Origin of the sequence: Bartonella tribocorum (assembly GCF_002777915.1) — a bacterium.
Classification (GTDB): domain Bacteria; phylum Pseudomonadota; class Alphaproteobacteria; order Rhizobiales; family Rhizobiaceae; genus Bartonella; species Bartonella tribocorum_A.
Window position 1 is genome coordinate 19,228 of the sequence record NZ_NJGE01000016.1, and the last position, 26,160, is coordinate 45,387.

Consider the following 26,160-nt stretch of genomic DNA (forward strand, 5'->3'; position numbering starts at 1 on the left):
AGTACCCCAATGGGTAAAATCCATATGCCTCATATCGAACCGTAAAGATCAGTGTTTTACAGCATGATCGGATAATGAACCAACCGTCTTAGAAAAACAGCATGGAGAGATCAATGATCGTCCTCTAATGTCGTATTAGGGGGTATTAACGCTTTATTTTTCTTAATTTTTATAACGCCAATCATTCCAGTGAAAATAATGCAGGCAGACATCGTTAAAAAAGAGCTCATCAATCCCACGAGAGCAAAAAGCCCAGCAATAAGGCCAGACGCAGCTTCAGCAGAGTTTGCTAAAGTTGAAAAGGTTCCAAAACTCTTACCAAAATCTTCACGACGAGAATATAATTGAAGCGCTGAGACTAAACTAATATCCACAAATGCTCCTGTAAATCCTAAAACACAGGCAAACACAAGAAGCAATTTTAAATAAAGCATTGAAGCGAAAGGCATAAGGAATAGAACACCCCCATAAAGAAGCCAAAAGACCATAAGCTTTAATGATGTAACCTTGACGATAATTTTACGATAGGACAAACCACCGATAATCGTTCCAACAGCCATGAGAGAAAAAAGTGACCCCACAAAGCTTTCCTCTCCCCCCACAGACAGAACCAAAGCTGGAATTAAAAATCTTAAAATTGCACCCGTAAAGAGAATAGCAACCGACGAACCAACGAGTGTAATAAATAAATGTTTATTTTCAGTCGAAATATATTGAAGAAAAGAAGTGGTTTCTCGATAAATTTTTATAAAATTGAACGGTTTATTCTCGCTCGAGCTTAAATTCACGAGATTAAATAACACGATAATAGAGATAAAATAGGTACAAAAATCAAAAATAAGAACGGCTGATTTATTGGCAAAAAGAAGCAATAGGGAACAAACTAAAGGACCAATGACAGATGCCGTTTCGTCTATAATTTGTGCCAGACTATTGGCCTTTGTAAGATCCTTTTTTGCAAACATTTTCGGGATAGCCGCTTGAAAACTTGGTTGAAAAACACTTCTTCCTATCGTTGTACCTATGGCTGCCAAAATAAGCACAGTAATATGCGCAGTCCCTGTTATCGTGGTTATCAAAACGAATAATGAAGCAAATAATCTTACCAATTCACTTAAGATCATATTTTTCTTCAAAGAAAAATTATCCGCGAGCCACCCCCCTATAGGTCCAAAAAAGAGAAAAGGGATAAAGCGAAAAAAATACACAAGACCTGTAAAAAAGGCGTTATCTGTTAATTCTAAGACAAGTAAAATAAAAATAACTTCATAAGCATAATCGCCCACTTTAGAAATAAAGAGAGCAGAAAAAAGAGAGAATGGATTCTTTTTTAAAAATGACTTCATATCAACCATCCGATATTAAATTTTTCGATAGTTAAAGTTCCACGCGCCCTTTAATAAGATTGTTGATATGAACTTCAAAGAAACATACGATCAAATGATAAGCAGATTTTTAGGACATATGACCAGAAAATGACTGCAACGCTTTCCCCTCAAACCTCACCTCAATCACGCAAAACTCAGCAATTCCACCAACAAGCTTCCTAACACGCCGCAAAGCCTCCACAACCCCAAACCTACATACACAACGCAGAAATCCTTCACGTCACTTCCCCTTTCCTTTTTTACATCTCCCACGTTTTTACGCTTTTACATTTTTACAGAAATAAGCCAAACGAAACTTCCAAATCACCACACCACTTCTGTAAACAAAGATCTTTAAACAACGCCCCAGCTTCTTATCCCCCAAAATATTCCTTCACCCCCTTAAAAAAACATGTATCAGATAGGACCAAACCAACCCTTCCCCTCCTCAAACCTCACCTCAATCACGCAAAACGCACGCAGCATGCCACCAATGGCTTTCTAACATTCCGTTTTCTCATTCCCATCCTCACTCTCCTTAAAGTCTCTTTCAACTTCATGCCTTTTTCACCAACCCTACCCCCCTCAACTCAAATGTCCAGAGCCTTCCTGACACCCTCCAACTTCCTTAAAAAGCTGAGCACCCTCAAGACTCCTGCAACGCTTTCCCCTCAAACCTCACCTCAATCACGCAAAACTCAGCAATTCCACCAACAAGCTTCCTAACACGCCGCAAAGCCTCCACAACCCCAAACCTACATACACAACGCAGAAATCCTTCACGTCACTTCCCCTTTCCTTTTTTACATCTCCCACGTTTTTACGCTTTTACATTTTTACAGAAATAAGCCAAACGAAACTTCCAAATCACCACACCACGCCACTTCTGTAAACAAAGATCTTTAAACAACGCCCCAGCTTCTTATCCCCCAAAATATTCCTTCACCCCCTTAAAAAAACATGTATCAGATAGGACCAAACCAACCCTTCCCCTCCTCCTGCCTTACTTCAACACGTAAAGCTCATGCAATCTCCAGCATAGGAATACCCCTTCAGCAACAAAAAAACTCAAACATTATCTTTAGCCGCATCACCCATCCGCTAAAATTCAAGCTTCTTTTTAAATCCAGTACGCAAAGTATCCTCACTCACAGCCCCCACGCTAGAACACGACCTGCCTCTCTTCAGCGTCCATACAAAAAAGCTCTCTCAGCATTTTCTCCTTAAGAGACATGCCCCCTTCACTCTTCTTCATCACTAATCTGTGGAGGGGGTGGAAGGATATAAACCCCCGAAAGCCAACGATTAAGATCAATGGCGCGGCATCGTGTAGAACAAAAAGGATAAGCAGACTTTTGAGACATTTGACCACAAATAGGACAAGGATGCGGAGGACGGTGCTCTTTTGGCAAATTAGGTTCTTTTTGCTCAGAGAGCTTCTTTTGACTTTGAGACGTCTGTATTCTTTCCTCTTTCGTTAAATTTTCTTCTGTTTCTTTTTTTTTCATTTTACCTTATTTCATTTCTGCTTTGGGCTTTTTTGTGCTCTTTCTGGTGCTTTTTGCCCTGTATGGCTCTTGGCTTAAAATTTTTCTACGGCGTTTCTTCCACCCAATGCAGATAAAGTGGATAATGATAAGCGGTTAACAGATCGGCTGTTTCCGCCAAAGGCAATCCCACAACATTAGAATAAGATCCCGCGATATAGACCACAAAAGCCCCTGCTTTTCCTTGGATAGCATAGCCACCTGCTTTTCCTTGCCATTCTCCTGAAGCAAGGTAAGCCTTCATCATAGAAGAGGTTAAGCGCCTAAAACGAACACGACTTTCAACCAATTTTACGGTTATTTTCCCCCGTTCATTCAAAGCACAAACGGCACCATAGACCTTGTGCGCGCGTCCAGAAAGGAAACGTAAACATTCATAAGCCTCATCTTCGCTTTCTGGTTTGGGAAGAATGGTACGCCCAACAGCCACCACTGTATCAGCGGCCAAGATAATCATTTTCTGCCCAGACAATTTTTCTTGAACGTTGTGCAATTTTTCTTGGGTCTTCTGATTTTCTTGGGGCTTTTGATTTTCTTGAGCCTTTTGCGTGTACCAGTTTAAAATCTCTTGCGCTTTTAGCGCTTTTTCCTTTGCCAAACGTTTGGCAAGTTTTGCAGGATGTTCTTTTAATTTTGGTGTTTCATCAATATCGCTTGCATAAACCTGCTGAGGGTCAATCCCTATCTGCGCTAAAAGTGCCAAACGCCTTGGCGAAGCAGAGGCAAGCACCAAATGAATTTCTTCTCCAAGAGTTTCCGCCAAATGTTTTTTCCCCCACTCTCTTATAATTTTCATTTCCACCCCTTGCACAAACGGCTTTTCTCTTCCCCCGTCTTAAGCGCTCCGTTTTACGCGCCGCATTTTAAGCGCTATTAATCTCCTTATTCTTTTTTTGCACTGATTTGACATCTTATTCAAGGTCATTTTAAACATTCACCTTTTCTCACGCATCGAAGGCACCCTAAAAGTCTGTTAAAAATAACAGGAAAAATATTATGACTTTTACAAAAAAGTGCAAACCCTCCAACGAGGCTACTTATAGCGGTATGTAATGCGTCCTTTTGTCAAATCATAAGGGGTCATTTCGACCATAATTTTATCACCAGCCAACACGCGAATACGATTTTTTCGCATTCTTCCAGCGGTATGGGCAATAATTTCATGATCATTTTCCAGTTTCACACGAAACATCGCATTCGGTAAGAGTTCGGTAACGATACCAGAAAATTCTAAAACTTCTTCTTTTGACATAAACCATCATTTCCTTTACAATGCACATATTTTGTTAAGCTGTGCGTTATTTTCCAGCGTTCATACCTTATTTTCTTAAATTTGTGAATAAAAATTCATCAAAAAGAGAAAGGTTTTTCAAGTTTTCTTTTCTCTGTTCTCAAAAAACCTCACCTTACATTTTGAGCATGACAACTTTATTCCCCCAATTTTACTGACCCATTTCTTCCAATTTTACCCATTTCTTCCAATTTTTATGATGATCTTGGTTCACAGTGACAAGAGATTACGCTCAATCCCCAAACTTTTCTCTCCATATCTCTTGCTCTCCTCCATTTCTCTCACGCTCCCGTCAAAATATCCCCGCACTTAACATCGCTCTTCACTCAAACCTACCTCTCCATTTCAACTTATCTCTCCACGCACAAGACTCTCCCGTCATCCCCCTCACCCCAACTTATCTCTCCATTCACAAGACTTGTTCTCTCCAAAATCCTTCTCACCCCCATTTCATACCATCCTACAAACCCCATGCCCCCACCAACACACCACAAATCCCCCACAACGCATAAACCTTTCACGTCCTTCACTTCCCAGTCCTTTTTACACCTCCACGTTTTTACGCTTTTACACTTTTACAGAAAATGGCAAACGCAATTTCCAAACCACCACCGAACAATCCCCTTGCTTAAAAAATTCCCCCAAAGAACAAAACGCACTCCACACACCGCTCTGTAAACAATTCTCATCCCCCTCCAACTTCTTGCCCAGCATCCCCCACCGTCAAAACCTCCCTCAAAGGACAGTACTGCACAAGGCACGACAAACAAACCCACGCCTAAAACCTTCAACACTCTCTCTTACAAAAAAGCACCCCAATGCGTAAAATCCATATGCCCAATATCGCCTCTCAAAAAGGAGATGTTACACATAATCGGATAATTATTGCCGATACAAAAAATGATTTCATGTTTCAAATATTTTCATTTTTCTTGCCAATCTTCTGAAATTACTTTATTGATTAGCCTATGTTATTAATCGTCTACGCACCGATCAATAAGGGATAGTAAACCCTTAAACCCTAGCGTAAAAATGAGCCCACTGTTGTGGGTATCCTGGGATTCCGGGAGTTTTTGCTATGTCCAAGTGCTTTTCCGCACTAAAAGCAAAAAACTGACTAGGGTTCAGTACTTTACTACTCCCGGAATACCAATGCGAGGGCGCTCGCACTTGGCAGGGGTGCAAAGTGCCAACTAAAAATCCAGATTTTCCAACCAAAAATTCAAATTTTATTGACATTTCGATAGGCAAAAGCGCACCACTCCATATTATTCACTCATAGAGTCTTTTTGTAAAATTGATGCCCCCCAAAGGAGAGTGCTTCAAAAGGCGCGATAAACAACCTACCCCTAAAATATTCAACACCCGCTTGCACCAAAAAAGCACCCCAATGCGTAAAATCTATAAACCCAATATTGAAGCTCAAAGAGCAGTGTTTTACAACATGATCGGATAATTATTGCCGATACAAAAAATGATTTCATTTTCCAAATATTTTCATTTTTCTTGCTAATCTTCTGAAATTCCTTTATTGATTAGCCTATGTTATTGATCGTCTACGCACCGATCAATAAGGGATAGTAAACCCTTAAGTCCGAGCGTAAAAATGAACCCACTCTTGTGGGTGTCCCGGGATTCCGGGAGTTTTTGCTATGTCCAAGTGCTTGTCTGCACTAAAAGCAAAAAACTGACTCGGACTCAGTACTTTACTACTCCCGGAATACCAACGCGAGGGCGCTCGCACTTGGCGGGGGTGCAAAGTGCCAACTAAAAATCCAGATTTTCCAACCAAAAATCCAAGTTTTATTGACGTTTCGATAGGCAAAAGAATTCGTTATAGACGCATAGCCATGGGGCTTTCTCAAAAAACATTAGGAAACTTTTTAGGTGTCAGTTTCCAACAAATCCAAAAATATGAAAAAGGTTTAAATCGTGTCAGCGCAAAATGTTTGCTTGAAATCGCTCAAAAACTGCAGGTGCCGATAGGCTTTTTTTATGCCGATCTTTTAGCCTCCGATCTTGCCACAAAAGAAGATCTTGTTTCAGAAGAAAACCTTTCATACTGTCATCAAAACATCTCCAGCGAAAAAGAATATTTGCTTTTAAAAAACTTTAGAGAGCTTAAGCCCAAAAAACAAAAGGCAATCTTATGTTTGATTGTCTCATGAGATAAAAAACACACCTTTAATTTTTATTGCTAATCTTCTAAAATTCCTTTACCATTTAAAGGATATTTTGATCGTCTACGCACCGATCAAGAGGGATTAAAGGTCCTAAATCCGAGCGTAAAAATGAACCCGCTTTGCGGGTATCCCGGGATTCCGGGAGTTTTTGCTATGTCCAGGTGCTTGTCTGCACTAAAAGCAAAAAAACTGACTCGGATTCAGTACCTTTAACTCCCGGAATACCAACGCGAGGGCGCTCGCAACTGGAGGGGGTGCAAAGTGCCAACCAAAAATTCAAATTTTCCAACTAAAAATCCAAGTTTTATTGATATTTCAATAGGCAAAAGAATTCGTTATAGACGCATAGCCATGGGGCTTTCTCAAAAAACATTAGGAAACTTTTTAGGTGTCAGTTTCCAACAAATCCAAAAATATGAAAAAGGTTTAAATCGTGTCAGTGCAAAATGTTTGCTTGAAATCGCTCAAAAACTGCAAGTGCCGATAGGCTTTTTTTATGCCGATCTTTTAGCCTCCGATCTTGCTACAAAAGAAGATCTTGCCTCACGAAGCAATCCCTCACATCATGATCAATACATCTCCAGCGAAAAAGAACACGCCCTTTTAAAAAACTTTAGAGAGCTTAAACCGAAAAAACAGAAAGCCATTTTGTGTTTGCTTTCTGATTAGGCAAAAGCGCCCCACTCCACATTATTCGCTCATAGAGCCCTTTTGATAAAATTGATGCCCCCTCAAAGAGCAATGTTCCATCAGGAGCAATAAACAAGCCCCATTCCTTCACACCATCCTTTCCTCCTCACGCACGCCATTCTCATTCCCCTCGCATCAATACACTCTCCGTCCTACCTCTCCCTTCCAACTTATCTCTCCATTCACAAGACTTGTTCTCTCCAAAATCCTTCTCACCCCCATTCCACACCATAATACACGCTCAACACACCCCAAAACCTCTACAACCCATGAATCCTCCACATCCTTAACTTTCCGATCCTTTTTACAGATTCACATTTTTACGCTTTTGCATTTTTAAAGAAATATCTGTACAAAATGATTGCAGTATCACGTTTTAGGCAAACGCCTTTAAAATCTCGCACCCATTTTCACTTAAATCCCCCCTATTCTCAACGCAACCATAGAGATAAACTGGTCCATTATTTTATTGGCCAGCTCTAAAATGTTGCAACAACCCTTAGCGCTTAAAACGACTCATAAAAGACATGCCTTTTATGTACAGTTTTTACCCATATGGCCCCCACCCATAATGCGCCAGCAAGTGATTTGAATTGATTCAAGATAAGAGAGCTTATGATGAGAAATCTTACTATATCCAACGTTGTCATTCACGTTGAAAAGGATTACTGATCTTTATAAGTCAAAGCATTCGATGAAAAAGTATCACCATCAAAACATTCATTCTTTTTTAAGATAAAGGCTTTTTTAAGATAAAGGCTTCACAGAGAAAAAACACATCTAGAAAGAAAATAAAAAAAAAGGTTTGTCTTTTATAAACAAACCTCTACAGAAAATTATCGAGATAATTTTCAAAATTTCAAACTACTCCCTCCAAAAGTATATCAAATACTTCAGAAGCACCAAAATGAATATGGAGTTTTATTTAACACAATGTTAAGAAAAATCAAGGGAAAAAAATTATTATCATGAATGCGCCCTTAAAAACCCCTCTAGCCACGTGACAATCTAACAGCCAAGACAAGCTCCCTCGCGCGCGCCCTTCAACACCGTTTAAAAATCACGCGCGATTCAAAAAAACCTCCAAGGCAAGTTTTTCTTTAACTAAAGACCAATCGCAAACACGTCCAAAAGCCAATTTCTCAATCAAAGACCACTTTGAAAAGATCAAAGATCTTGATAAACCATTGCTTCAATAAAAAAGAAGCGGATTTTTCAACATCTCCGCTTCTTTAACCGCAAAATTATGATGAGGGATAATTAAAAAAATTCAAAACTATGAAGGGAACCAACTTGATAACAATTCATACCGAACAGGATCATCAGCGCATTGTCCGCCACCACATTCCAGTATGGTTGAAATCAAATTTGCCGCAATTAAAAACACAAATAAGAAACTTGCTGTTTTGCCCAAGATTGGAAAAGCAGAAAATTCTTTAAACTTATGTGCCAATTCACCTAAAATCATGACGAATGCAACAGCAAAGATACAAAGGACAGAGATAATGAAAGCCCAAGTATAAAAATGCAATCCAAAGAACGTTGAACCATATCCCAGATCATCAGGTGTGATATGCAAAAATACCTGCCGTGCAGCAACAGCACTGGTTACCATACAACCGATAATAACCATGCCATAATGGGTATTTTTCACCTTATGGTGAATATTGAGCAAGAACCCACATCCTGCTAACATCAATCCAACGCGTTGCAACAAACAAAGGGGACAAGGTAACTCAAATTTTACCAATTGATAATAAAAAGCGACCACCAAGACGATAGACAATCCAATCAGTCCTAGCGTATTCATAAAAATGACGAAATGAGGATTTTTTTGTTCAACATTTTCCATGGACATTCTCTCAAAAAGATAAATTTAAAGTAGAAGTTGCGTGATGATTAAACGTAAGAAGAATAACAACAAACAAAACAGCCCATAAAATATAACTTATATTTTTTTTGCCATACAGCGTTGTTATTGCAGTGCCTAAAGCGATTAAAAATGGGAAAAACATAACTTTCAAATCTCCTTATCTAAATATTTGGGTATTTAACTGTTATTTCTTATTGCAAGAATTCAACATATTAAAAAATTGGGCAAAAAAGAGACAATGGATTTATTATTCACAATTCATCCTTCACTTTAATATTGGCGTTATATTTATGGTCTTGGCGTTACATTTGTGTGAAGAAATGATGAAAGATATCATTGCTTTAAGATGCTTCTGAATAAAAGCGCTTAAGCGTTGATTATCTGCGTTTTTTATCTCAGCAATTATTTAATATTTAAAGAGCTTATTTTCCCCCCATACCAGAACAGCAAAGTAAAAAGCCTTTAAAATAAAAGATATCTCTCTGTTATTTTTCTCAAAAAATATCCTTATTTGCAACGTACTTTTGCCATAAAAATCTCTTTTTTGCTCTAAACAGTGTTTCAAATTGCACCATATTTAAAAATATATGGTAAGGATATTTATTTTAGCAACAAGAAATGAGACATTTTCTCAAAAAAAACCTTCTACTTAAAAAGCCTTTGTCCAGCCTATATTTCCAGCCTATATTTTTTTACTTTTTGCTTCAAAGTAAACGACAGCTCGCTGCTTAATCTTCCCCCATCCAACAAGTTTCACACCACAAACTCCAAAGAACAATGCTTCACGAATCTTCAAGAGAGTATATTTGCGTTGCTGTATCGCCCTTTAAATTTTAACCGTTCAATCTTATTTAAGGAAAACGCTCTCTCTGCCAGAGATTGGCTTTGCAATGAAACGATAAAACTCTTAAAAAAATAATGGTAAAGAATCGCCTTGAATCTTTGAAAAGGATAGAGAATGATGAAAAAATCATGTGATGTTGCGATTTTAATGGGAAGCCAATCGGACTGGAAAACGATGTGCCATAGTGCAGATATTTTGACGAATCTTGGCATTTCTCATAGTTCGCATATTGTCTCCGCCCACCGAACCCCTGAACGCCTTTACCAATTTGCAAGAGAAGCAAAAGCCGCAGGTTTTAAAATTTTAATTGCCGGCGCTGGTGGTGCAGCACATCTTCCTGGTATGCTTGCAGCGCTCACGCCTCTTCCTGTTTTTGGTGTTCCAGTGCATTCACAATCTCTCTCTGGTCAAGACTCTTTGTTTTCAATCGTACAAATGCCAGCAGGAATACCTGTTGGCACGTTAGCCATTGGCAAAGCAGGCGCCATTAATGCCGCCCTTTTAGCTGCAGCCGTTATAGCCGTTTACGATCATGATCTCGCTCAACGATTAGACGATTGGCGTCAGCAACAAACAGCCCATGTCGCCCTAACACCTGTAACAGAGGTTTAAAATGACATCGTTTTCCAACACACTCACTTCATCCAGCACCCCCATACCCTCCAGCACCTCCACGCCGTCCAACATCCCTCCTTCATCTAAAATTATCCCCACATCCTCTAGCACCCCCACGCCGTCCAACATGCTTCCCCCAGGCAGCGTCATTGGTTTGATCGGCGGCGGACAATTAGCACGCATGCTCGCCATAGCGGCCGCAGAATTAGGATTTCGAACGGTTATTTTTTGCCCTGAATCCGATTGCCCAGCAGCTCAAACAGCCAACACCCATATTATTTCCTCCTATGATGATCCATCAGCCTTAGATGAATTTGTTGCTCAGTGCGATGTTGTCAGCTATGAATTTGAAAATCTTTTGCTTGAAACGGTTCAATATGTAGAAAAAAGCAAGCCTGTTTATCCTTCTTCCAAAGCCTTAGAGATCGCACAAGATCGACTTTTTGAAAAACAATTTTTACGCGATCAAGGAATCAGTACTGCCTCATGGCATGCTATTGATGATTCTTCTTCTCTTGTTTCTGCTCTTGAAACCTTAAGCGGGCGTGGTCTTTTAAAGACGCGTCGTTTTGGTTATGATGGGAAAAACCAGATCAAGCTTGATCGCCCTGATGAACAAACCCTTGAAGACGCCTTCAATGCTTTTGAGAAACAGCCGTGTATTTTGGAAGAGATTGTTCCTTTTTTATCGGAAATTTCGGTTCTCTCGGCGCGCACAAAGCAAGGGGAGCATATTTTTTATGATTGTCCTGAAAACCAACATAAAAACGGGATACTCCATAAGTCCTTTGTTCCATCCCATATTCCCCTTAAGGTACAAAAAGCCGCGCAAGATATCAGCGCGACAGTGATGGAATCCCTTGATTATGTTGGTGTTCTTTGTATTGAATTTTTTGTCTTAACAGATGGCCGTCTTTTAGTGAATGAATTAGCACCGCGTGTGCATAATTCTGGTCATTGGACGCAAAAGGCATGCATCACTTCACAATTTGAACAGCATATCCGTGCTATTTGTGGTCTTCCCTTAGGCAGCCCTTATCGCCATAGTGATTGCCAAATGACAAATCTTCTTGGAAACAATTTGAACACTTTAAAATATTTTCTCACGCAAGAGCACACTTCGATCCATTTATATGGCAAAAGAACTGTCCAACCCCACCGCAAAATGGGCCATGTCATCCAATTAACGGGACCAGCCAGCAGATCTTAACCCCCGATATACAAACGCTTTTTCACACGTTTTTCCCAATGAACTAAAAAAAAACAACACCACCGCCCACATCAACATCCAGCAGCTGAACAGCGTCTCTAAACCCTTCAATTCTTAATCACCCACCCTTGACAGGGGCCCCCTTATAAGCCCTGTTCTTTTAAAAACACCCCTTCCCTCTTAAAAGACAAAAACCCACCCCGCCCTAACAATCCAGCGACTGAACAGGGCTCCTAACCTTTCAACTCTCCTCACTGACAAAAATTATTTCTTCAAAACTGAGAAGCTTTTAGCTTGTTTTTCACTCTTTAATCCTTCTTCTCCTTTTTGCTTAAATATTTTTACCCTAAAGACAACCCCTCAAGACAACCCCTCAAGGCAACCCCTCAAAGACAACCCCTCAAGACAGCCTTTTTATCACAGAGAGACCCTTGACAAGAATAAAGCTTCTTGTTAAATTCGCCTTACTTTTTTACAATTTTCACTTGTTCGTTGTGCTAATGAAGTGTGTTAATACGTACCTTTAAGGTGCGTTTTTATTTTTGTGATCACAGTGAAAAAGTGTATCGTGTAATGTTGTGATGCAACTATGATATCATAATGCAATATTCATGCGATAAGCAGTATATTGTTTTATTGGGGTTATGATTCATAGTGCGTTTTTAACATTGTGTTAAATTTTAACGTTGTTTTATAATTTTAACATTGTGTTATAATGAATTGTGATATTGTGTTAGGTAAGCTGTTTAAACGGTGAAGATGATGAAAATTAAAAATTCGCTTAAAGCACTAAAGGAGCGCCACCGTAACAATCGTTTGGTGCGTCGTAAGGGGCGTGTTTATATCCTCAATAAAACGAATCCACGTTTTAGAGCACGTCAGGGTTAATTTTTTCAAAGTGAATATTTTTATGCCTACAAGAAGTAGGCATTAGAAATTTTCTTTTGAGATTTTTTTTGGGGGTTATAAGTCCGTTTGTTACGAGTCCAGTGTTTGATCATGTTTCGTGATTTATCTTTTGAGGGCTTGTTTTTATGGATCTTTCTATTTTAAAAGCTTTTTGGTTTTTTCAGGTGCGTTTTTTTTGTATTTTCCAACGCACTCTTTTTCTTTCTTTTATGGGCATTTTTTGTTTCATTTCTTCTGGTTATGGGCAAAATCCTCCTTCCCTTCCTGAAGATCGCCCTTCTCCTCAATCGCTTTTACCGTTAGATGATCTCATTCCCAATTCTCCTCCCTCTTCCGCAGTGCCTTCTGATTCATCAGCGATAATTCTTGAAGATTTTGACTCAGAGCCGCTTTCTCATGTTGACAGAATAAAGCAACGCAAAGAAGCGGAAATTTTACGTTTATTGAAAGAATTGAAATATTGTGCTGATGTTGCAAAGGCAAAAAAGATCAGTCAACAACTTCAACATTTATGGTCTCAATCGGGAAGCGAGACGATTGATCTTTTAATGTCATGGGCTGAAAATGCAATCAACCGCGACGATTATGGGCTTGCGCTTGATTATATCGATAATGTTCTTGCACTTTTACCCACTCACGCTGAAGCGTGGATAAGACGCGCTTGGGTTCACATTCAACTGAATGATTTCAAACTTGCCATGCTTGATCTCAATCATGCTCTTGAACTTGAGCCGCGCAACTACATTGCCTTTTTTGAACTAGGCGTTACCATGGAAGCAACAGAGCGTCCAGAACTTGCGCTCAAAGCTTATGAGGCGGCATTAAGTTACTATCCACAAATGCTCAGGCTTCAAAAACGCATTGAGGCTCTGTTAGATGAACAGTCACCACAAGCTCTTTGAACACATCGTGCATAAACAAAATCCTTAACCCATCCTCCAACCTTGGATAAGACGCGCTTGGGTTCACCTTCAACTGAATGATTTCAAACTTGCCATGCTTGATCTCAACCATGCTCTTGAACTTGAACCGCGCAACTATATTGCCTTTTTTGAACTAGGCGTTACCATGGAAGCAACAGAGCGTCCAGAACTTATCGCTCAAAGCTTATGAGGCGGCATTAAGCAACACTCCACAAATGCTCAGGCTTCAAAAACGCATTGAGGCTCTGTTAGATGAACAGTCACCACAAGCTCTTTGAACACATCGTGCATAAACAAAATCCTTAACCCATCCTCCAACCTTGGATAAGACGCGCTTGGGTTCACCTTCAACTGAATGATTTCAAACTTGCCATGCTTGATCTCAACCATGCTCTTGAACTTGAGCCGCGCAACTCCATTGCCTTTTTTTAACTTAGTCCATAACCATGGAAGCAACAGAGCATCCAGAACTTATCGCTCAAAACTTATGAGGCGGCATTAAGCAACACTCCACAAATGCTCAGGCTTCAAAAACGCATTGAGGCTCTGTTAGATGAACAATCACCACAAGCTCTTTGAACACATCGTGCATAAACAAAATCCTTAACCCATCCTCCAACCGTGGATAAGACGCGCTTGGGTCCACCTTCAACTGAATGATTTCAAACTTGCCATGCTTGATCTCAACCATGCTCTTGAACTTGAGCCGCGCAACTCCATTGTTTTTTAACTTAAAGCCATAACCATGGAAGCAACAGAGCATCCAGAACTTATCGCTCCATTCACAAGCCTCTTCCCACCATAACCTTTCTCTCACCCCATTCCACGCCATGATACACATGATAGATGACCCAACACGCCCCAAAACCTCCACACCCCATACACCCTCGAAATCCTATACAATGTATAAACCTTCCACGTCCTTCATTTTCCCTTACTTTTTTACGTCTCCACGTTTTTACGCTTCACCATTTTTACAGAAAAGGACAAACGAAAGCGCTGCTCTGTAAATAAAGTTCAGGGCTTCATCAGAATACATAGACAAGCCCACCGCTAAAATATTCTACACACGCTTACAAAAAAACTAAATTGTAAAATCTATTGTCCAATATCAACCTGAAAGAGCGGTGTTTTACAACATGATCGGATAATTCTTGAGATCCCAAAATACTTTCATTTTCCAAATATTTTCATTTTTCTTGCCAATCTTCTGAAATTACTTTAGTAATGAGGCAATTTTGATCGTCTACGCACCAATCAAGAGGGGTTAAAAGCCCTAAGTTCAGTACATAAAAATCGATACCACTTTACTGGTATCTCCCGGATTCCGAGAGCTTTTGCTATGTCCAGGTGCTCAGCACTAAAAGCAAAAGGCTGACTGAACTCAGTGCTTTTAACTCTCGGAATACCAATGCGAGGGCGCTCGCAACCGGAGGGGGTGCAAAATGCCAACTCAAAATCCAAATTTTCCAACTAAAAATCCAAGTTTTATTGATATTTCAATAGGCAAAAGAATTCGTTATAGACGCATAGCCATGGGGTTTTCCCAAAAAACATTAGGAAGCTTTTTAGGTGTCAGTTTCCAACAAATCCAAAAATATGAAAAAGGTTTAAATCGTGTCAGTGCAAAATGTTTGCTTGAAATCGCTCAAAAACTGCAAGTGCCGATAGGCTTTTTTTATGCCGATCTTTTAGCCTCCGATCTTGCTACAAAAGAAGATCTTGCCTCACGAGGCAATCCCTCACACTGTCATCAAAACATCTCCAGCGAAAAAGAATATTTGCTTTTAAAAAACTTTAGAGAACTCCAACCGAAAAAACAGAAAGCGATTTTGTGTTTGCTTTCTGATTAGGCAAAAGCGCCCCACTCCACATTATTCGCTCATAGAGCCCTTTTGATAAAATTGATGCCGTCTCTTAAAAGGCCGTGTTCTATCGCGCGCAACAAGCAAATCCTATACACCATTCTTCATGCATCCTTTCCCCTACCGCCTTTTGTACCCACCATCCTAACCTGTTGAGACGTATTCTTTCCCTCCTCTATTCCCCACACACTCTTCTTGCCAATCAAGGCTCTTAACAGACCTCTTCATCCCCTCTTACGCTCCACTTATTCCCCTAAAAAATCCTCTCATCCCATTCCACACCATGTGATACACATGATAGATGGCCCCACACACCCCAAAACCTCCACACCCCATACAGCCCCGAAATCCTATACAATGTATAAACCTTCCACGTCCTTCACTTTCCCTTACTTTTTTACGTCTCCACGTTTTTACGCTTCACCATTTTTACAGAAAAGGACAAACGAAAGCGCTGCTCTGTAAACAAAGTTCAGGGCTTCATCAGAATACATAGACAAGCCCACCCCGAAAATATTCTACACACGCTTACAAAAAAACTAAATTGTAAAATCTATTGTCCAATATCAACCTCAAAAAGCGGTAGTGCATATATAGAATAAAATACGTGTTTCATTGATGAGCCAATCATTCAGAAGCAACACCAATCATTTAGAAGAAACAATTGACAAAGAACTGTTCACCCACATCCTGATCCCCAATAAACAGCATAATCCAACCACGCCAGAAAGAAGGAATAACTTACCCGAAGAAGTGTGACTTAAAACAAATGCTCCAAGAAACGGTGCCCCCAACATTGCTAAATTTTGGATAGACTGCACCCATCCAGAAGCGATCCCAATTTGTTCATTGAAATTGGTTACCAGATAAACATTAGAAGATATTGAAAAGCGCGCACTGACCATTCCAATGAGTAAAAAACAAAGTAACAGAGTTTCGATATGAAGTAAATCAAAGTAAAAAAAGCACACTGAGATCACGACAAAACAAACCATTGTTGACATAGCTGGCATTAACAATTCCGATATTTTGCCTGTAAGGGGTTTATGCTTTGATTTTTTCACACTCCAAAACCCATAGAGAAAATTACCAATCGCTGAAGCAGATACCAGCATTCCAAGAGTCTGTTTATTCAGTTTCATTGTGCTGAGAATAACGGGCAATTGATTATTCACCATAAAGACCATGGCAAAATAAATGAACATCACCCCCACATAGGCATACCAAGCTGTCCCATAAAGCCTCTGCTGTAGTTTCGTGGTGTTCGCTTTTTTTATTCTTAGCGACGAGACAGGTTGTGCACCGAGATAACAAAAGACGATAAAGCCTAGGAATGTCAAAAATCCCGAAAATAATAAGGTATATGTCTCTGACAAAAGTGCAGACAGAGCACTTCCCAAAGCAGGTCCGATCATCTTTGCTGCGCTATTGATCATATTAAGCACAGAATAGTAACGGCTCCGTTCATGTTCAGGGACAGAATTCGCACTGAGAACGGAAATTGCTGGAAGAGCAATACTATTGAATGTTGCTCGAATGACAGCCAAGACAATAAATCCTTGCAGACTCGTCGCCATCAATAAAACGACAGTACACAGTGCTCGTAACAGCAATGACGCCCGCAACCAATGGATCATAGAAGGATGACTGACCAACATTCCAATTGGCTTTGACAAAACAATCCCAGGGAATAACGTTGCTGCTCCAATAAAAGCGACATCATATTGATCAGCTTTCCAGAAAAACACAGATACGGTCAAAATCACGATGTAATCAATCCACCCCCCAAATGATACGATACCATCCCCCAATAAAAGCACCCGCAAGCGATTTTTTGTTGCTGCATCTACTTGCACCAAAATACGACTCCTGCTTTTTCGTCCGCAGAACTGATTGGATTTTTGCTTCTTTCTTGCACCCTAAAAGCATCAAGAGCCTTCTGACAACGTGGCAATTGCCCCTCATCAATGATAACAAAACCAGCAGTAACCATGACAGTGCACAACAGCAATGCTGTTCTAATGATTTTGTTCATAGATCCCCCTTCTGTCTTTCAAATTTTAACGTTTAAGCATACTTTAAAAATTCTGCAACGCTATAGATTTTTCACACCCAACAATGCTAAAAAGACCATGTTGCCATAAATACACTGTCTCCACAATTAAGATACCAAAGTGGATAAATCCGCTGTAACTATTTGAATAGTTTAATATTTTTTGTAAGATTCCCCGCTATTTGGATATCTTTCGTAGATCAATCAGTTTTTATTATATCTTCCATACCCCTTTTGCAATATGTGGCTGTAGCGTTATACATGCAATTGAGTTTTATAGAAATATTTTCATTTTTCTTGCCAATCTTCTGAAATTACTTTATTGATTAGGTCTGTGTTTTTGATCGTCCACGCACCGATCAAATAGGGAGTTGAAGACCCGAAAACTCGTACATGAATTTGCCCCGCTTTGCGGATATCCCGGAATTCCGGGAGCTTTTGCTATGTCCAAGTGCTTTTCAGCGCTAAAAGCAAAAAAGCTGATTCGAGTTCAGTATTTTCAACCTCCCGGAATACCAATGCGAGGGCGCTCGCACTTGGCGGGGGTGCAAAATGCCAACAAAAAATCCAAATTTTCCAACTAAAAATCCAAGTTTTATTGACGTTTCGATAGGCAAAAGAATTCGTTATAGACGCATTGCCATGGGGCTTTCTCAAAAGGCATTAGGCAGCACTTTAGGTGTCAGTTTCCAACAAATCCAAAAACATGAAAAAGGTTTAAATCGTGTCAGTGCAAAATGTTTGCTTGAAATCGCTCAAAAACTGCAGGTGCCGATAGGCTTTTTTTATGAAGATCTTGTAGCCTCCGATCTTGCCACAAAAGAAGATCTTGCCTCACGAAGCAATCCCTCACACTGTCATCAAAACATCTCCAGCGAAAAAGAATATTTGCTTTTAAAAAACTTTAGAGAACTTAAACCTGAAAAACAGAAAGCGATTTTGTGTTTGATTGTCTCATAAGATAAAAAACACACCTTTAATTTTTATTGTAAATCTTTTGAAATTACTTTATGACTTAAAGGGTAACTTTGGTCGTCTACGCAACGATCAATAGGGATTTGAAAACCCGAAGACTTGACACATAAATTTATCCCGCTTTGCGGGTATCCCGGAATTCCGGGAGATTTTGCTATGTCCAGGTGCTTGTCCGCACTAAAAGCAAAAAGCTGAGTCAAGTCAGTGTTTTCAAACTCCCGGAATACCAACGCGAGGGCGCTCGCACTTGGCGGGGGTGCAAAATGCCAACTAGAAATCCAGATTTTCCAACTAAAAATCCAAGTTTTATTGACGTTTCGATAGGCAAAAGAATTCGTTATAGACGCATTGCCATGGGGCTTTCTCAAAAGGCATTAGGCAGCACTTTAAGAGTGAGTTTCCAACAAATCCAAAAATATGAAAAAGGTTTAAATCGTGTCAGTGCAAAATGTTTGCTTGAAATCGCTCAAAAACTGCAAGTGCCGATAGGCTTTTTTTATGCCGATCTTTTAGCCACCGATCTTGCTACAAAAGAAGATCTTGCCTCACGAGGCAATCCCTCACACTGTAATCAAAACATCTCCAGCGAAAAAGAATATTTGCTTTTAAAAAACTTTAGAGAGCTTAAACCGAAAAAACAGAAAGCCATTTTGTGTTTGCTTTCTGATTAGGCAAAAGCGCCCCACTCCACATTATTCGCTCATAGAGCCCTTTTGATAAAATTGATGCCGTCTCTTAAAAGGCCGTATTCTATCGCGCGCAACAAGCAAATCCTATACGCCATTCCTCATGCTGCCATTTCCAGCAATCCCCAACAAGGATGAAAAAACCCTTCTAAAAAACTTTATAAAAAATTAAGAAATTGCGGTTATTTTATCTCTAGCAGAAATTGTGAAATTGTTTTATATTGAAGGGGGTGTTCTGCGCTTCTCGACAGGAAATAACGTATTCCTGAGACCTTAGTGATCTCCAAGGGAGCTGTCCCTGATTAAGCCCGTGGGCTTTTTCATATGGCGCCCACCTATTTGTATAGGTTCCCGGGGTCAACTTTTTCCATCGGCTGTTGTGGATCACCTTTTTTGCATCATTTTTTACACCGATAAAACTTTTTTGCATCCATAAAATTTTCCCCCCAAATTGACCATGCTCTAAAATTGATCATACGCTCAATTGACCATACCCTTTTGCATAAATCTCCCTTTTCTATCCCCCCTCTTTTATGAGACAAAGAGCAACAGACTCTTTTCATAAGATCAAAATAACGATAGGCTTGAACTTATGAGATTTGCAAACAGCCGAAAAAAAAGAATAACCCTCGGTAAGATAGTTCATCCCTTCGCACGTGAGCAGCGCAAGAGTGGTTTATCGCGTCGTGAAGCTCTTTCAAAAGAAGAGCCTGCCCTGTTTTTCACACGCACCCTACTTGTTTCAGGCACACGGGCTCTTGTCCATAAAGCGATTTACAAAATGCCAACAATGGCTACAATGGGGAAAATGGCAGCAGCTTAATAATTTGGCAAAAAAATGACTCCAAGTTCCCCTTTTGAAACAGTTTCATCCCTTCGCACGTGAGCAGCGCAAGAGTGGTTTATCGCGCCGTGAGGTTCTTTCAAAAGAAGAGCCTGCCCTGTTTTTCACACGCACCCTACTTGTTTCAGGCACACGGGCTCTTGTCCATAAAGCGATTTACAAAATGCCAACAATGGCTACAATGGGGAAAATGGCAGCAGCTTAATAATTTGGCAAAAAAAATGACTCCAAGTTCCCCTTTTGAAACAGTTTCATCCCTTCGCACACAACAGCGCAAGAGTGGTTTATCGCGCCGTGAAGCTCTTTCAAAAGAAGAGCGTGCCCTGTTTTCACAGCGCGCTTGTCACCACTTTATTGAAACTCTCGAAAAAAAGGGGACCGATTTTTCACGCCTCATTTTGGCAGGCTATTGGCCCATCAAATCGGAAATTGATCCACGCCCTCTCTTGGAAACGATAGCATCACGCGGTGGGCGCCTAGCCTTACCAGCTGTGCTTGATGCCACCACCATGATTTTCAGAGCATTTTCGCTGAACACGCGACTCGAGCCCATGCGTTTTGGTACCTTTGGTCCAGGTGCAGACAATGCTGTTGTTATCCCCAATATGATTATTGTTCCGCTTTCAGCGTTTGATCGTCACTGTCACCGTCTTGGCTATGGAGGGGGCTATTATGACCGTTCGGTTGAATCCCTTGAAAAACAAGGACATAAAATGACCTTATGGGGCATAGGATTTTCGTGTCAGGAGGTTTCCTCTATTCCCAGAGCCGAACATGATCTACAGGTTCAGGGAATTTTTACAGAAAAAGGTTTCTTAAAATGTTAAAATGTGATTAAAACGCCTATGAGATTTTTATTTTTGGGTGACATCGTTGGGAACACAGGCTGTAAAGTTGTCTTTGAGCATCTTCCTCAACTGATTGAGAAATGGCAGCTTGATTTTGTTGTCGTAAATGGCGAAAATGCCTCTAATGGTTTTGGTCTCAAGCAAGAGACGTATCAAGATCTTTTATTAGCAGGTGTTGATGTTGTCACCACTGGCAACCATGCTTTTTCCCACAAAGAAGCCTTACAGTATGCGCCTGAGAGTGATCGTTTTTTACGTCCTGCCAATTTCTTGAAAGACACTCCAGGAAGGGGTGTAGGTGTTTTTACAGCGAAAAATGGGGCGCGTGTTCTTGTTGCCAATTTGTTGGGCAGTGTTTTTATGCCGTATGAGGTAGAAGATCCCTTTGCAACAGCGGAAAATATTCTCCTTGCCTGTTCTTTGATGGAACAAGCCGATGCCATTATTTTTGACTTTCACGGAGAAACAACGAGTGAGAAGCAATGTTTTGGTCATTTTCTTGATGGTCGTGTCAGTGTTATCGTTGGAACCCATACGCATATTCCCACCGCTGATGCGCAGATTTTAGAAGGTGGCAGTGCTTATTTAACAGATGCCGGCATGTGTGGCGATTACAATTCATCCCTTGGCATGGATAAAGAAGAACCCTTACACCGTTTTATTTACAAGACAAAGCAAGATCGTTTTGAACCAGCGTGTGGACCGGCGACCCTTTGTGGTTTAGCCGTTGAGATTTCAGATCGCACTGGTTTAGCAGAAAAGGTCTCAGCCGTACGGATTGGTCCTCATTTAAAGCCTGAAGTTCCAGACTTTTGGTAGGCTCTTTTCAAAGCCCTCGCTTTGATGATTGTTCTTTCTAGTGCTCTTATTGATGATCACGCACGACTGTTTTCTTCTGGGCAATTCTTTTGGCAAAATGATTTTTCAAGCCTTCAATATAATATCCCATCCCTTCTCATTTTCACGCATTTTTATGAATGGATATTCCTTAAAGATCGAACAAAAAGCCATGATGAAAGAGGCAGGAAACGTATAAATAGGCCTCTTTTCCTGTGAAAAAATAAAAAGGGGTCACATTTTATACGGCTTTGTCTTGATAAAAATGATGCGATAAAATCTTGCAACAACGCCTTGGATCTCTTCTACCCTTATTGAAAAAATTGGAAAGAAGGTCATCTTTTGGCAGCTTAAAAAATATGAGAGCCTTTCATGCAACCGATAAGAGCTATTGAGAAAAGAGTCTTATGGGCGATTGTAAAAGATCAGACAAGCATAACCATTGAACGGATGACACGTGAATGGAGACTTAAAGATAAGGATTCTCGAGCTCAAGATTGAAGGATAAGGACACATTTTTAAGGGCTAGGAAAAAAATCACAGCTTTGGTTCATCATCAAACGAAAAATCATTGTATAAATCATGAATATAAGATTATCTTTTATGGCTTGGTTGCATTTATGGGAGGAAAAATTCTGTCATGATAAATGCCATCATTGATGCATGGAGGGAGAGATAATGAAAAAGAAAGTTCTTGTGCTAGCGGGAGATGGCGTAGGACCAGAGCTCTGTGATGCAGCGTTAATGGTCTTAGAGCCATTTCAATTGCCAATAGAATTCACACATGGTGATATTGGTTTTAAATGTTGGCAACAGGAAGGAGATGCTATTCCTCATGCGACTTGGCAAAAAATAGCTGAAAGTGATGCCATTTTACTTGGCACTGTGACAGAACCCGGAAAAGAAGCAGCTTTAAAAGAATGCGCACCGCATTTAAAGGAGCAAAACCTTGCCTATGTTTCTCCTATCCTTCAACTTTGCCAAAAGTTAGGTCTGTTTGCCACGATACGTCCGGTAAGATATATTTTGGGTCCGCGAAAACCTTTTAAGTTTTGTGTGATCACAGAGAAGAGTGAAGGTCTCGATGCGGGGTTAGATTTTCGAGGGATCACGCCAGAAACATCTGCTTGGTTAAAACATCCCAATTTGACAAAATATGGTGTTGAAGAAGCCGCATGGACAGTCCATTTACAAACACGCTTTGGTTTAGAGCGATTATTTGACTATGCTTTTTCTTATGCACATGCGCATGGGATAAAGCGCGTTACTTTTGCTGATAAGCTGAATGTTATGCGGGAAAGTGGACAATTTGCGCAGAAAATTTTTGAGAAAATCGCGCAAAACTATCCAGAAATTGAAGCAGATATTCATCATGTTGATAGGGTTGCTTTGTGGATTACCACAAAGCCAGAGCAATTTGGTGTGATTGTTGCTGAAAACATGTTTGGCGATATTCTCTCTGATTGTGCTGCTGGTGTCATGGGCGGATTGGAGCTTGCCCCTCAAGCCAATGTAGGAAGCCAGATTGCTTGTTTTAAACCCGCTCATGGAAGCGCCCCAAACATTGCTGGACAGAATAAAGCAAACCCTTCTGCCATGCTTTATACCACCGCTTTACTCTTAGAACATTTAGGCTTTCAAGAAGAAGCAAAACAATTATCTCAAAGTGTTGATCAGGTTATCCGTAGCGGAAAAACGGTCCCCCATGATCGAGGAGGCGAAGCCTCATCCCGTCAAATGGCTGAAGCTGTTGGCAATTTTCTTGTAAATCCTATCTCTGTGTATCGTGCCGCCATTATCACCGTTGGAGATGAACTCCTTTCAGGACAATATTTGAATACGAATTTACAGGATTTGAGCCAAAGCTTAAAAAAAAGAAATATTCAAGTGACCCGTCATTTTGTTTGTGCGGATCAATTACAGCAAATCAGTGAGACGATTGTTTCATGTCTTGGCCAAGAAGATCTTATCCTTATCAGTGGAGGACTAGGACCAACCTCTGATGATAAAACCCGTGATAGCGTTGCCCAAGCTGTCAGGCAACCTTTGGTGCATCATGAAGATGTTTGGCACACAGTAAAAGGTCAATTGGCGCGATTAGGGATTACACCCGATAAGAACAATGCGCGTCAAGCCTTGTTTCCAGAAACAGCAAAGGTGCTGGATAATCCCACAGGTACAGCCCCTGGTTTTTACCTTTCTTGTGATGAAAGCACACTTGTTGTTTTGCCTGGTCCCCCCTCACAAGCTCTTGCCCTTTTAGAGGATTATTTACAGCAAAATGAGAAGAAATATTCTTCACTATCGCGCGCGGAGTATGCCTGGACTTTGATTGGAATTGATGAAAGTACCATAGCCCATTTTGTTGATTGTCATTTTGCAAATGAACCCTTTGAGCGCCATTTTTTATGGAAAAGCCCTTATGTTCTGGTGCAACTGATTGGTCAATCTTCCACCCCCTTAGCTCCCCCCTTGTCCCCGCATCTCATCGAAGAATTTGAAAATCATTTTCACCCCTATTTGGTTGGCAGAGAAGTGACCACGGCGTATAAACAATTAGCCATGCGCGCAGAGGTGCATTGGTCCATCCATGATCCAGAGCTTTTAAAATATTTCCACGCACCAGAAAAAAATGCAAAAAACCTTCCGCAGCTTGCGGTTGAAGTAAGCTTATCACCTTCCATTGAGACCTTAGAACAGCAGCAAGAAAGCCTTGGACATGCAACAATAACCGTACAGATGAAAGGCTATGATGAAACTCATCTTACCTTTCCCTATACGCGACCGCTTTTAGGTGTTGTCTTACAAGAATATGCGGCTTGGTTGGTTTTAAAAAGCGTTTTGCAAACGGAAAAAAGCAAATAACCTCTGTTAACACTGTAAAAAACATTGAAAAAAAACGCTTGGCTCACATTGGCTAGAGTGTCTTTTTCTCATTTTCGCCCTCTCGAAATGTCGTAAGACATACGGATTTTTAGCTTGCACTGAAAGCCCCCTACCGGTTGCGAGCGCCCTCGCATTGGTATTCCGGGAGTGAAAGCGCTGAACTTGACTCAGCATTTTGCTTTTAGTGCGCAAGCACACTTGGACATGGCAAAAACTCCCGGAATCTCGCGATATTTATAAAGCAGACCAATGTCTCTGCTTGGATTTTCAAGGCTTTAAGATCCCCCATGAAACATCACTGGACAACCAGAACCACGTGCTTATTCATAAAGTAATTTCAGAAGATGAACAATAAAATTTAAAGCCATGTTTTATCTTTCCGCAATCAAACATAAGATTGCTATCTTTTTTAACGCTCACGCGTCACTTCCCCCGCCAAGTGCAAGCGCCCTCGCATAAGTATTCCGGGAGTCAAAAACACTGAGTTCGAATCAGCTTTTTTGCTTTTAGTGTGCAAGCACACTTGGACATGGCAAAAACTCCCGGAATCTCGCGATATTTATAAAGCAGACCAATGTCTCTGCTTGAATTTTCAAGGCTTTAAGATCCCCCCATGAAACCGCACTGGACAACCAGAACCACGCGCTTATTCATAAAGTAATCTCAGGAGAGCAGCAATCAAATTTAAAGCTGTGTTTTATCTCTCAGTAATCAAACACAAGATTGCTTTTTGTTGTTTAGGCTTAAGCTCTCTAAAGCTTTTCAAAAGGATATGCTCTTCTTGGTTTGAGGTCATTTCTTCATAAGGAAGCAAGATATGTTCTTTTGTGGAAATATCGGCATAAAAAAAGAAAATAGAGATATCCAATATATCAGCAATTTCTTGTAAGCGCCCTGCCCCCACACGATTCAATCCTTTTTCATATTTTTGGACTTGTTGGAAGGTCACGCCTAAGCGGTCCCCTAATTCTTTTTGAGAAATTTTCAACATTTCTCTTCTGACGCGAATTTTTCGCCCTATTGAAATGTCATTAAAATGTGGATTTTTGGTTGGTAAATGCGGATTTTTGGTTTGCACTGAAGACCCCCTCCGGTTGCGAGCGCCCTCGCATAAGTATTCCGGGAGCCTGAAAGCACTGACCTCGAATCAGCTTTTTGCTTTTAGTGTGCAAGCACACCTGGACATAGCAAAAACTCCCGGAATTCCGGGATACCCACAAAAGTAGGTTAATTTTATGTATCGAGGTTTCGGGCTTTCAGTTCCCTATTGATCGCTGCGTAAACGATCAAACTCATCTTTAAGTCATAAAGTAATTTCGAAAGATTTACAATAAAATTTAAAGCTGTGTTTTATCTCTCAGTAATCAAACACAAGATTGCTTTTTGTTGTTTAGGCTTAAGCTCTCTAAAACTTTTCAAAAGGATATGCTCTTCTTTGTTTGAGACCATGTCTTCATAAGGAAGCAAGATATGTTCTTTTGTTGAAATATCGGCATAAAAAAAGAAAATCGAGATATCCAATATATCAGCAATTTCTTGTAAGCGCCCTGCCCCCACACGGTTCAATCCTTTTTCATATTTTTGGACTTGTTGGAAGGTTATCCCTAAACGGTGCCCTAATTGTTTTTGAGACATTTTCAACATTTCTCGTCTCAAACGAATTCTCTTGCCTATCAAAATATCGTTAGAATGTGGATTTTTGGTTTGCACTGAA

General features: G+C 40.4%; 26 protein-coding genes, 1 other RNA gene and 3 pseudogenes. 19 read left to right on the plus strand and 11 right to left on the minus strand.

Features of this window, described 5'->3' with window-relative positions; translation table 11 throughout:
- Positions 1 to 110: 110 nt before the first annotated feature.
- From CER18_RS06895 to CER18_RS10285, 5 genes are all read right to left on the minus strand, one after another.
- Positions 111 to 1,346 carry an MFS transporter gene (locus CER18_RS06895; RefSeq protein WP_100129327.1) on the minus strand — a complete coding sequence of 412 codons (1,236 nt, stop codon included), beginning with the start codon at positions 1,344 to 1,346 and terminating at the stop codon, positions 111 to 113.
- A gap of 1,262 nt (positions 1,347 to 2,608) precedes the next feature.
- Positions 2,609 to 2,875 (minus strand): DNA gyrase inhibitor YacG, encoded by a 267-nt coding sequence (gene yacG, locus CER18_RS06900; protein WP_180299402.1) that lies wholly within the window; start codon positions 2,873 to 2,875, stop codon positions 2,609 to 2,611.
- An 85-nt stretch (positions 2,876 to 2,960) separates the two neighbouring features.
- Entirely contained in the window at positions 2,961 to 3,710 is a 750-nt protein-coding gene (locus CER18_RS06905; RefSeq protein ID WP_100129306.1) for a Maf family nucleotide pyrophosphatase, read from the minus strand.
- A gap of 237 nt (positions 3,711 to 3,947) precedes the next feature.
- On the minus strand, positions 3,948 to 4,166 hold the full coding sequence (infA, locus tag CER18_RS06910) for a translation initiation factor IF-1 (RefSeq protein ID WP_004857577.1): 219 nt from the start codon (positions 4,164 to 4,166) through the stop codon (positions 3,948 to 3,950).
- A gap of 389 nt (positions 4,167 to 4,555) precedes the next feature.
- Entirely contained in the window at positions 4,556 to 4,735 is a 180-nt protein-coding gene (locus tag CER18_RS10285) for a hypothetical protein (protein ID WP_100129307.1), read from the minus strand.
- Positions 4,736 to 5,965: 1,230 nt separating this feature from the next.
- On the opposite strand from CER18_RS10285, the gene CER18_RS06920 reads away from it, so the two are divergent.
- Both CER18_RS06920 and CER18_RS06925 read left to right on the plus strand, forming a co-directional pair.
- The gene (locus CER18_RS06920; protein ID WP_100129308.1) at positions 5,966 to 6,373 is read left to right on the plus strand and encodes a helix-turn-helix domain-containing protein; all 408 of its coding nucleotides are present in this window, start codon (positions 5,966 to 5,968) and stop codon (positions 6,371 to 6,373) included.
- 276 nt (positions 6,374 to 6,649) lie between these two features.
- On the plus strand, positions 6,650 to 7,057 hold the full coding sequence (locus tag CER18_RS06925; RefSeq protein WP_100129309.1) for a helix-turn-helix domain-containing protein: 408 nt from the start codon (positions 6,650 to 6,652) through the stop codon (positions 7,055 to 7,057).
- A gap of 1,297 nt (positions 7,058 to 8,354) precedes the next feature.
- Here the strand turns inward: CER18_RS06925 and CER18_RS06930 are convergent.
- Both CER18_RS06930 and CER18_RS10505 read right to left on the minus strand, forming a co-directional pair.
- Positions 8,355 to 8,930 (minus strand): disulfide bond formation protein B, encoded by a 576-nt coding sequence (locus CER18_RS06930; protein WP_100129310.1) that lies wholly within the window; start codon positions 8,928 to 8,930, stop codon positions 8,355 to 8,357.
- Positions 8,931 to 8,940: 10 nt separating this feature from the next.
- Positions 8,941 to 9,093 carry a DUF5993 family protein gene (locus CER18_RS10505; RefSeq protein WP_100129311.1) on the minus strand — a complete coding sequence of 51 codons (153 nt, stop codon included), beginning with the start codon at positions 9,091 to 9,093 and terminating at the stop codon, positions 8,941 to 8,943.
- Between the two features lie 816 nt (positions 9,094 to 9,909).
- On the opposite strand from CER18_RS10505, the gene purE reads away from it, so the two are divergent.
- The 8 genes and pseudogenes from purE to CER18_RS06970 all read left to right on the plus strand — a co-directional run bounded on the left by purE (position 9,910) and on the right by CER18_RS06970 (position 15,305).
- The gene (purE, locus tag CER18_RS06940; protein WP_100129312.1) at positions 9,910 to 10,407 is read left to right on the plus strand and encodes a 5-(carboxyamino)imidazole ribonucleotide mutase; all 498 of its coding nucleotides are present in this window, start codon (positions 9,910 to 9,912) and stop codon (positions 10,405 to 10,407) included.
- Between the two features lies 1 nt (position 10,408).
- Positions 10,409 to 11,620 (plus strand): 5-(carboxyamino)imidazole ribonucleotide synthase, encoded by a 1,212-nt coding sequence (locus CER18_RS06945; RefSeq protein ID WP_100129313.1) that lies wholly within the window; start codon positions 10,409 to 10,411, stop codon positions 11,618 to 11,620.
- 762 nt (positions 11,621 to 12,382) lie between these two features.
- A complete protein-coding gene (gene ykgO, locus CER18_RS06950) occupies positions 12,383 to 12,508 on the plus strand; it encodes a type B 50S ribosomal protein L36 (protein WP_004863016.1) in 126 nt (41 codons plus the stop codon).
- A gap of 146 nt (positions 12,509 to 12,654) precedes the next feature.
- A complete protein-coding gene (locus CER18_RS06955; protein WP_100129314.1) occupies positions 12,655 to 13,431 on the plus strand; it encodes a tetratricopeptide repeat protein in 777 nt (258 codons plus the stop codon).
- 37 nt (positions 13,432 to 13,468) lie between these two features.
- Positions 13,469 to 13,730 (plus strand): annotated as a pseudogene (locus tag CER18_RS06960) (hypothetical protein); the annotation flags it as partial.
- A 37-nt stretch (positions 13,731 to 13,767) separates the two neighbouring features.
- A pseudogene (locus CER18_RS10510) lies at positions 13,768 to 14,031 on the plus strand (hypothetical protein); the annotation flags it as partial.
- Between the two features lie 37 nt (positions 14,032 to 14,068).
- A pseudogene (locus CER18_RS10515) lies at positions 14,069 to 14,179 on the plus strand (tetratricopeptide repeat protein); the annotation flags it as partial.
- A gap of 718 nt (positions 14,180 to 14,897) precedes the next feature.
- Entirely contained in the window at positions 14,898 to 15,305 is a 408-nt protein-coding gene (locus tag CER18_RS06970; protein ID WP_100129315.1) for a helix-turn-helix domain-containing protein, read from the plus strand.
- A gap of 659 nt (positions 15,306 to 15,964) precedes the next feature.
- Here CER18_RS06970 and CER18_RS06975 read toward each other — a convergent pair.
- The gene (locus CER18_RS06975; protein WP_245410063.1) at positions 15,965 to 17,173 is read right to left on the minus strand and encodes an MFS transporter; all 1,209 of its coding nucleotides are present in this window, start codon (positions 17,171 to 17,173) and stop codon (positions 15,965 to 15,967) included.
- Positions 17,164 to 17,352, minus strand: coding sequence for a TylF/MycF/NovP-related O-methyltransferase (locus CER18_RS06980; RefSeq protein WP_100129317.1), 189 nt, complete (start codon positions 17,350 to 17,352; stop codon positions 17,164 to 17,166). The genes CER18_RS06975 and CER18_RS06980 overlap by 10 nt, the downstream gene beginning before the upstream one ends.
- 570 nt (positions 17,353 to 17,922) lie before the next feature.
- Here CER18_RS06980 and CER18_RS06985 point away from each other — a divergent pair.
- The 9 genes from CER18_RS06985 (at position 17,923) to CER18_RS07020 (ending at position 24,425) form a co-directional block, all read left to right on the plus strand.
- Complete coding sequence (locus CER18_RS06985) at positions 17,923 to 18,330, plus strand: helix-turn-helix domain-containing protein (RefSeq protein WP_100129318.1); 408 nt, start codon at positions 17,923 to 17,925, stop codon at positions 18,328 to 18,330.
- Positions 18,331 to 18,608: 278 nt separating this feature from the next.
- The gene (locus CER18_RS06990) at positions 18,609 to 19,016 is read left to right on the plus strand and encodes a helix-turn-helix domain-containing protein (protein WP_100129319.1); all 408 of its coding nucleotides are present in this window, start codon (positions 18,609 to 18,611) and stop codon (positions 19,014 to 19,016) included.
- A gap of 244 nt (positions 19,017 to 19,260) precedes the next feature.
- Positions 19,261 to 19,421, plus strand: a non-coding RNA gene (gene ssrS, locus CER18_RS06995) — 6S RNA.
- 202 nt (positions 19,422 to 19,623) lie between these two features.
- The gene (locus CER18_RS07000; protein WP_100129320.1) at positions 19,624 to 19,854 is read left to right on the plus strand and encodes a hypothetical protein; all 231 of its coding nucleotides are present in this window, start codon (positions 19,624 to 19,626) and stop codon (positions 19,852 to 19,854) included.
- Positions 19,855 to 19,888: 34 nt separating this feature from the next.
- On the plus strand, positions 19,889 to 20,080 hold the full coding sequence (locus CER18_RS07005) for a hypothetical protein (RefSeq protein ID WP_100129321.1): 192 nt from the start codon (positions 19,889 to 19,891) through the stop codon (positions 20,078 to 20,080).
- A gap of 16 nt (positions 20,081 to 20,096) precedes the next feature.
- On the plus strand, positions 20,097 to 20,702 hold the full coding sequence (locus CER18_RS07010; RefSeq protein ID WP_100129322.1) for a 5-formyltetrahydrofolate cyclo-ligase: 606 nt from the start codon (positions 20,097 to 20,099) through the stop codon (positions 20,700 to 20,702).
- An 18-nt stretch (positions 20,703 to 20,720) separates the two neighbouring features.
- Positions 20,721 to 21,542, plus strand: coding sequence for a TIGR00282 family metallophosphoesterase (locus CER18_RS07015; protein WP_100129329.1), 822 nt, complete (start codon positions 20,721 to 20,723; stop codon positions 21,540 to 21,542).
- A 390-nt stretch (positions 21,543 to 21,932) separates the two neighbouring features.
- Positions 21,933 to 22,061, plus strand: a complete 129-nt coding sequence (locus CER18_RS10730) for a hypothetical protein (protein WP_280951580.1) — start codon at positions 21,933 to 21,935, stop codon at positions 22,059 to 22,061.
- A 177-nt stretch (positions 22,062 to 22,238) separates the two neighbouring features.
- The gene (locus CER18_RS07020; RefSeq protein WP_100129323.1) at positions 22,239 to 24,425 is read left to right on the plus strand and encodes an isocitrate/isopropylmalate family dehydrogenase; all 2,187 of its coding nucleotides are present in this window, start codon (positions 22,239 to 22,241) and stop codon (positions 24,423 to 24,425) included.
- A 718-nt stretch (positions 24,426 to 25,143) separates the two neighbouring features.
- On the opposite strand, the gene CER18_RS07025 is transcribed toward CER18_RS07020, so the two are convergent.
- Positions 25,144 to 25,524 carry a helix-turn-helix domain-containing protein gene (locus tag CER18_RS07025; RefSeq protein WP_245410062.1) on the minus strand — a complete coding sequence of 127 codons (381 nt, stop codon included), beginning with the start codon at positions 25,522 to 25,524 and terminating at the stop codon, positions 25,144 to 25,146.
- Positions 25,525 to 25,796: 272 nt separating this feature from the next.
- Positions 25,797 to 26,156, minus strand: a complete 360-nt coding sequence (locus CER18_RS07030) for a helix-turn-helix domain-containing protein (protein ID WP_100129324.1) — start codon at positions 26,154 to 26,156, stop codon at positions 25,797 to 25,799.
- Positions 26,157 to 26,160 lie beyond the last annotated feature (4 nt).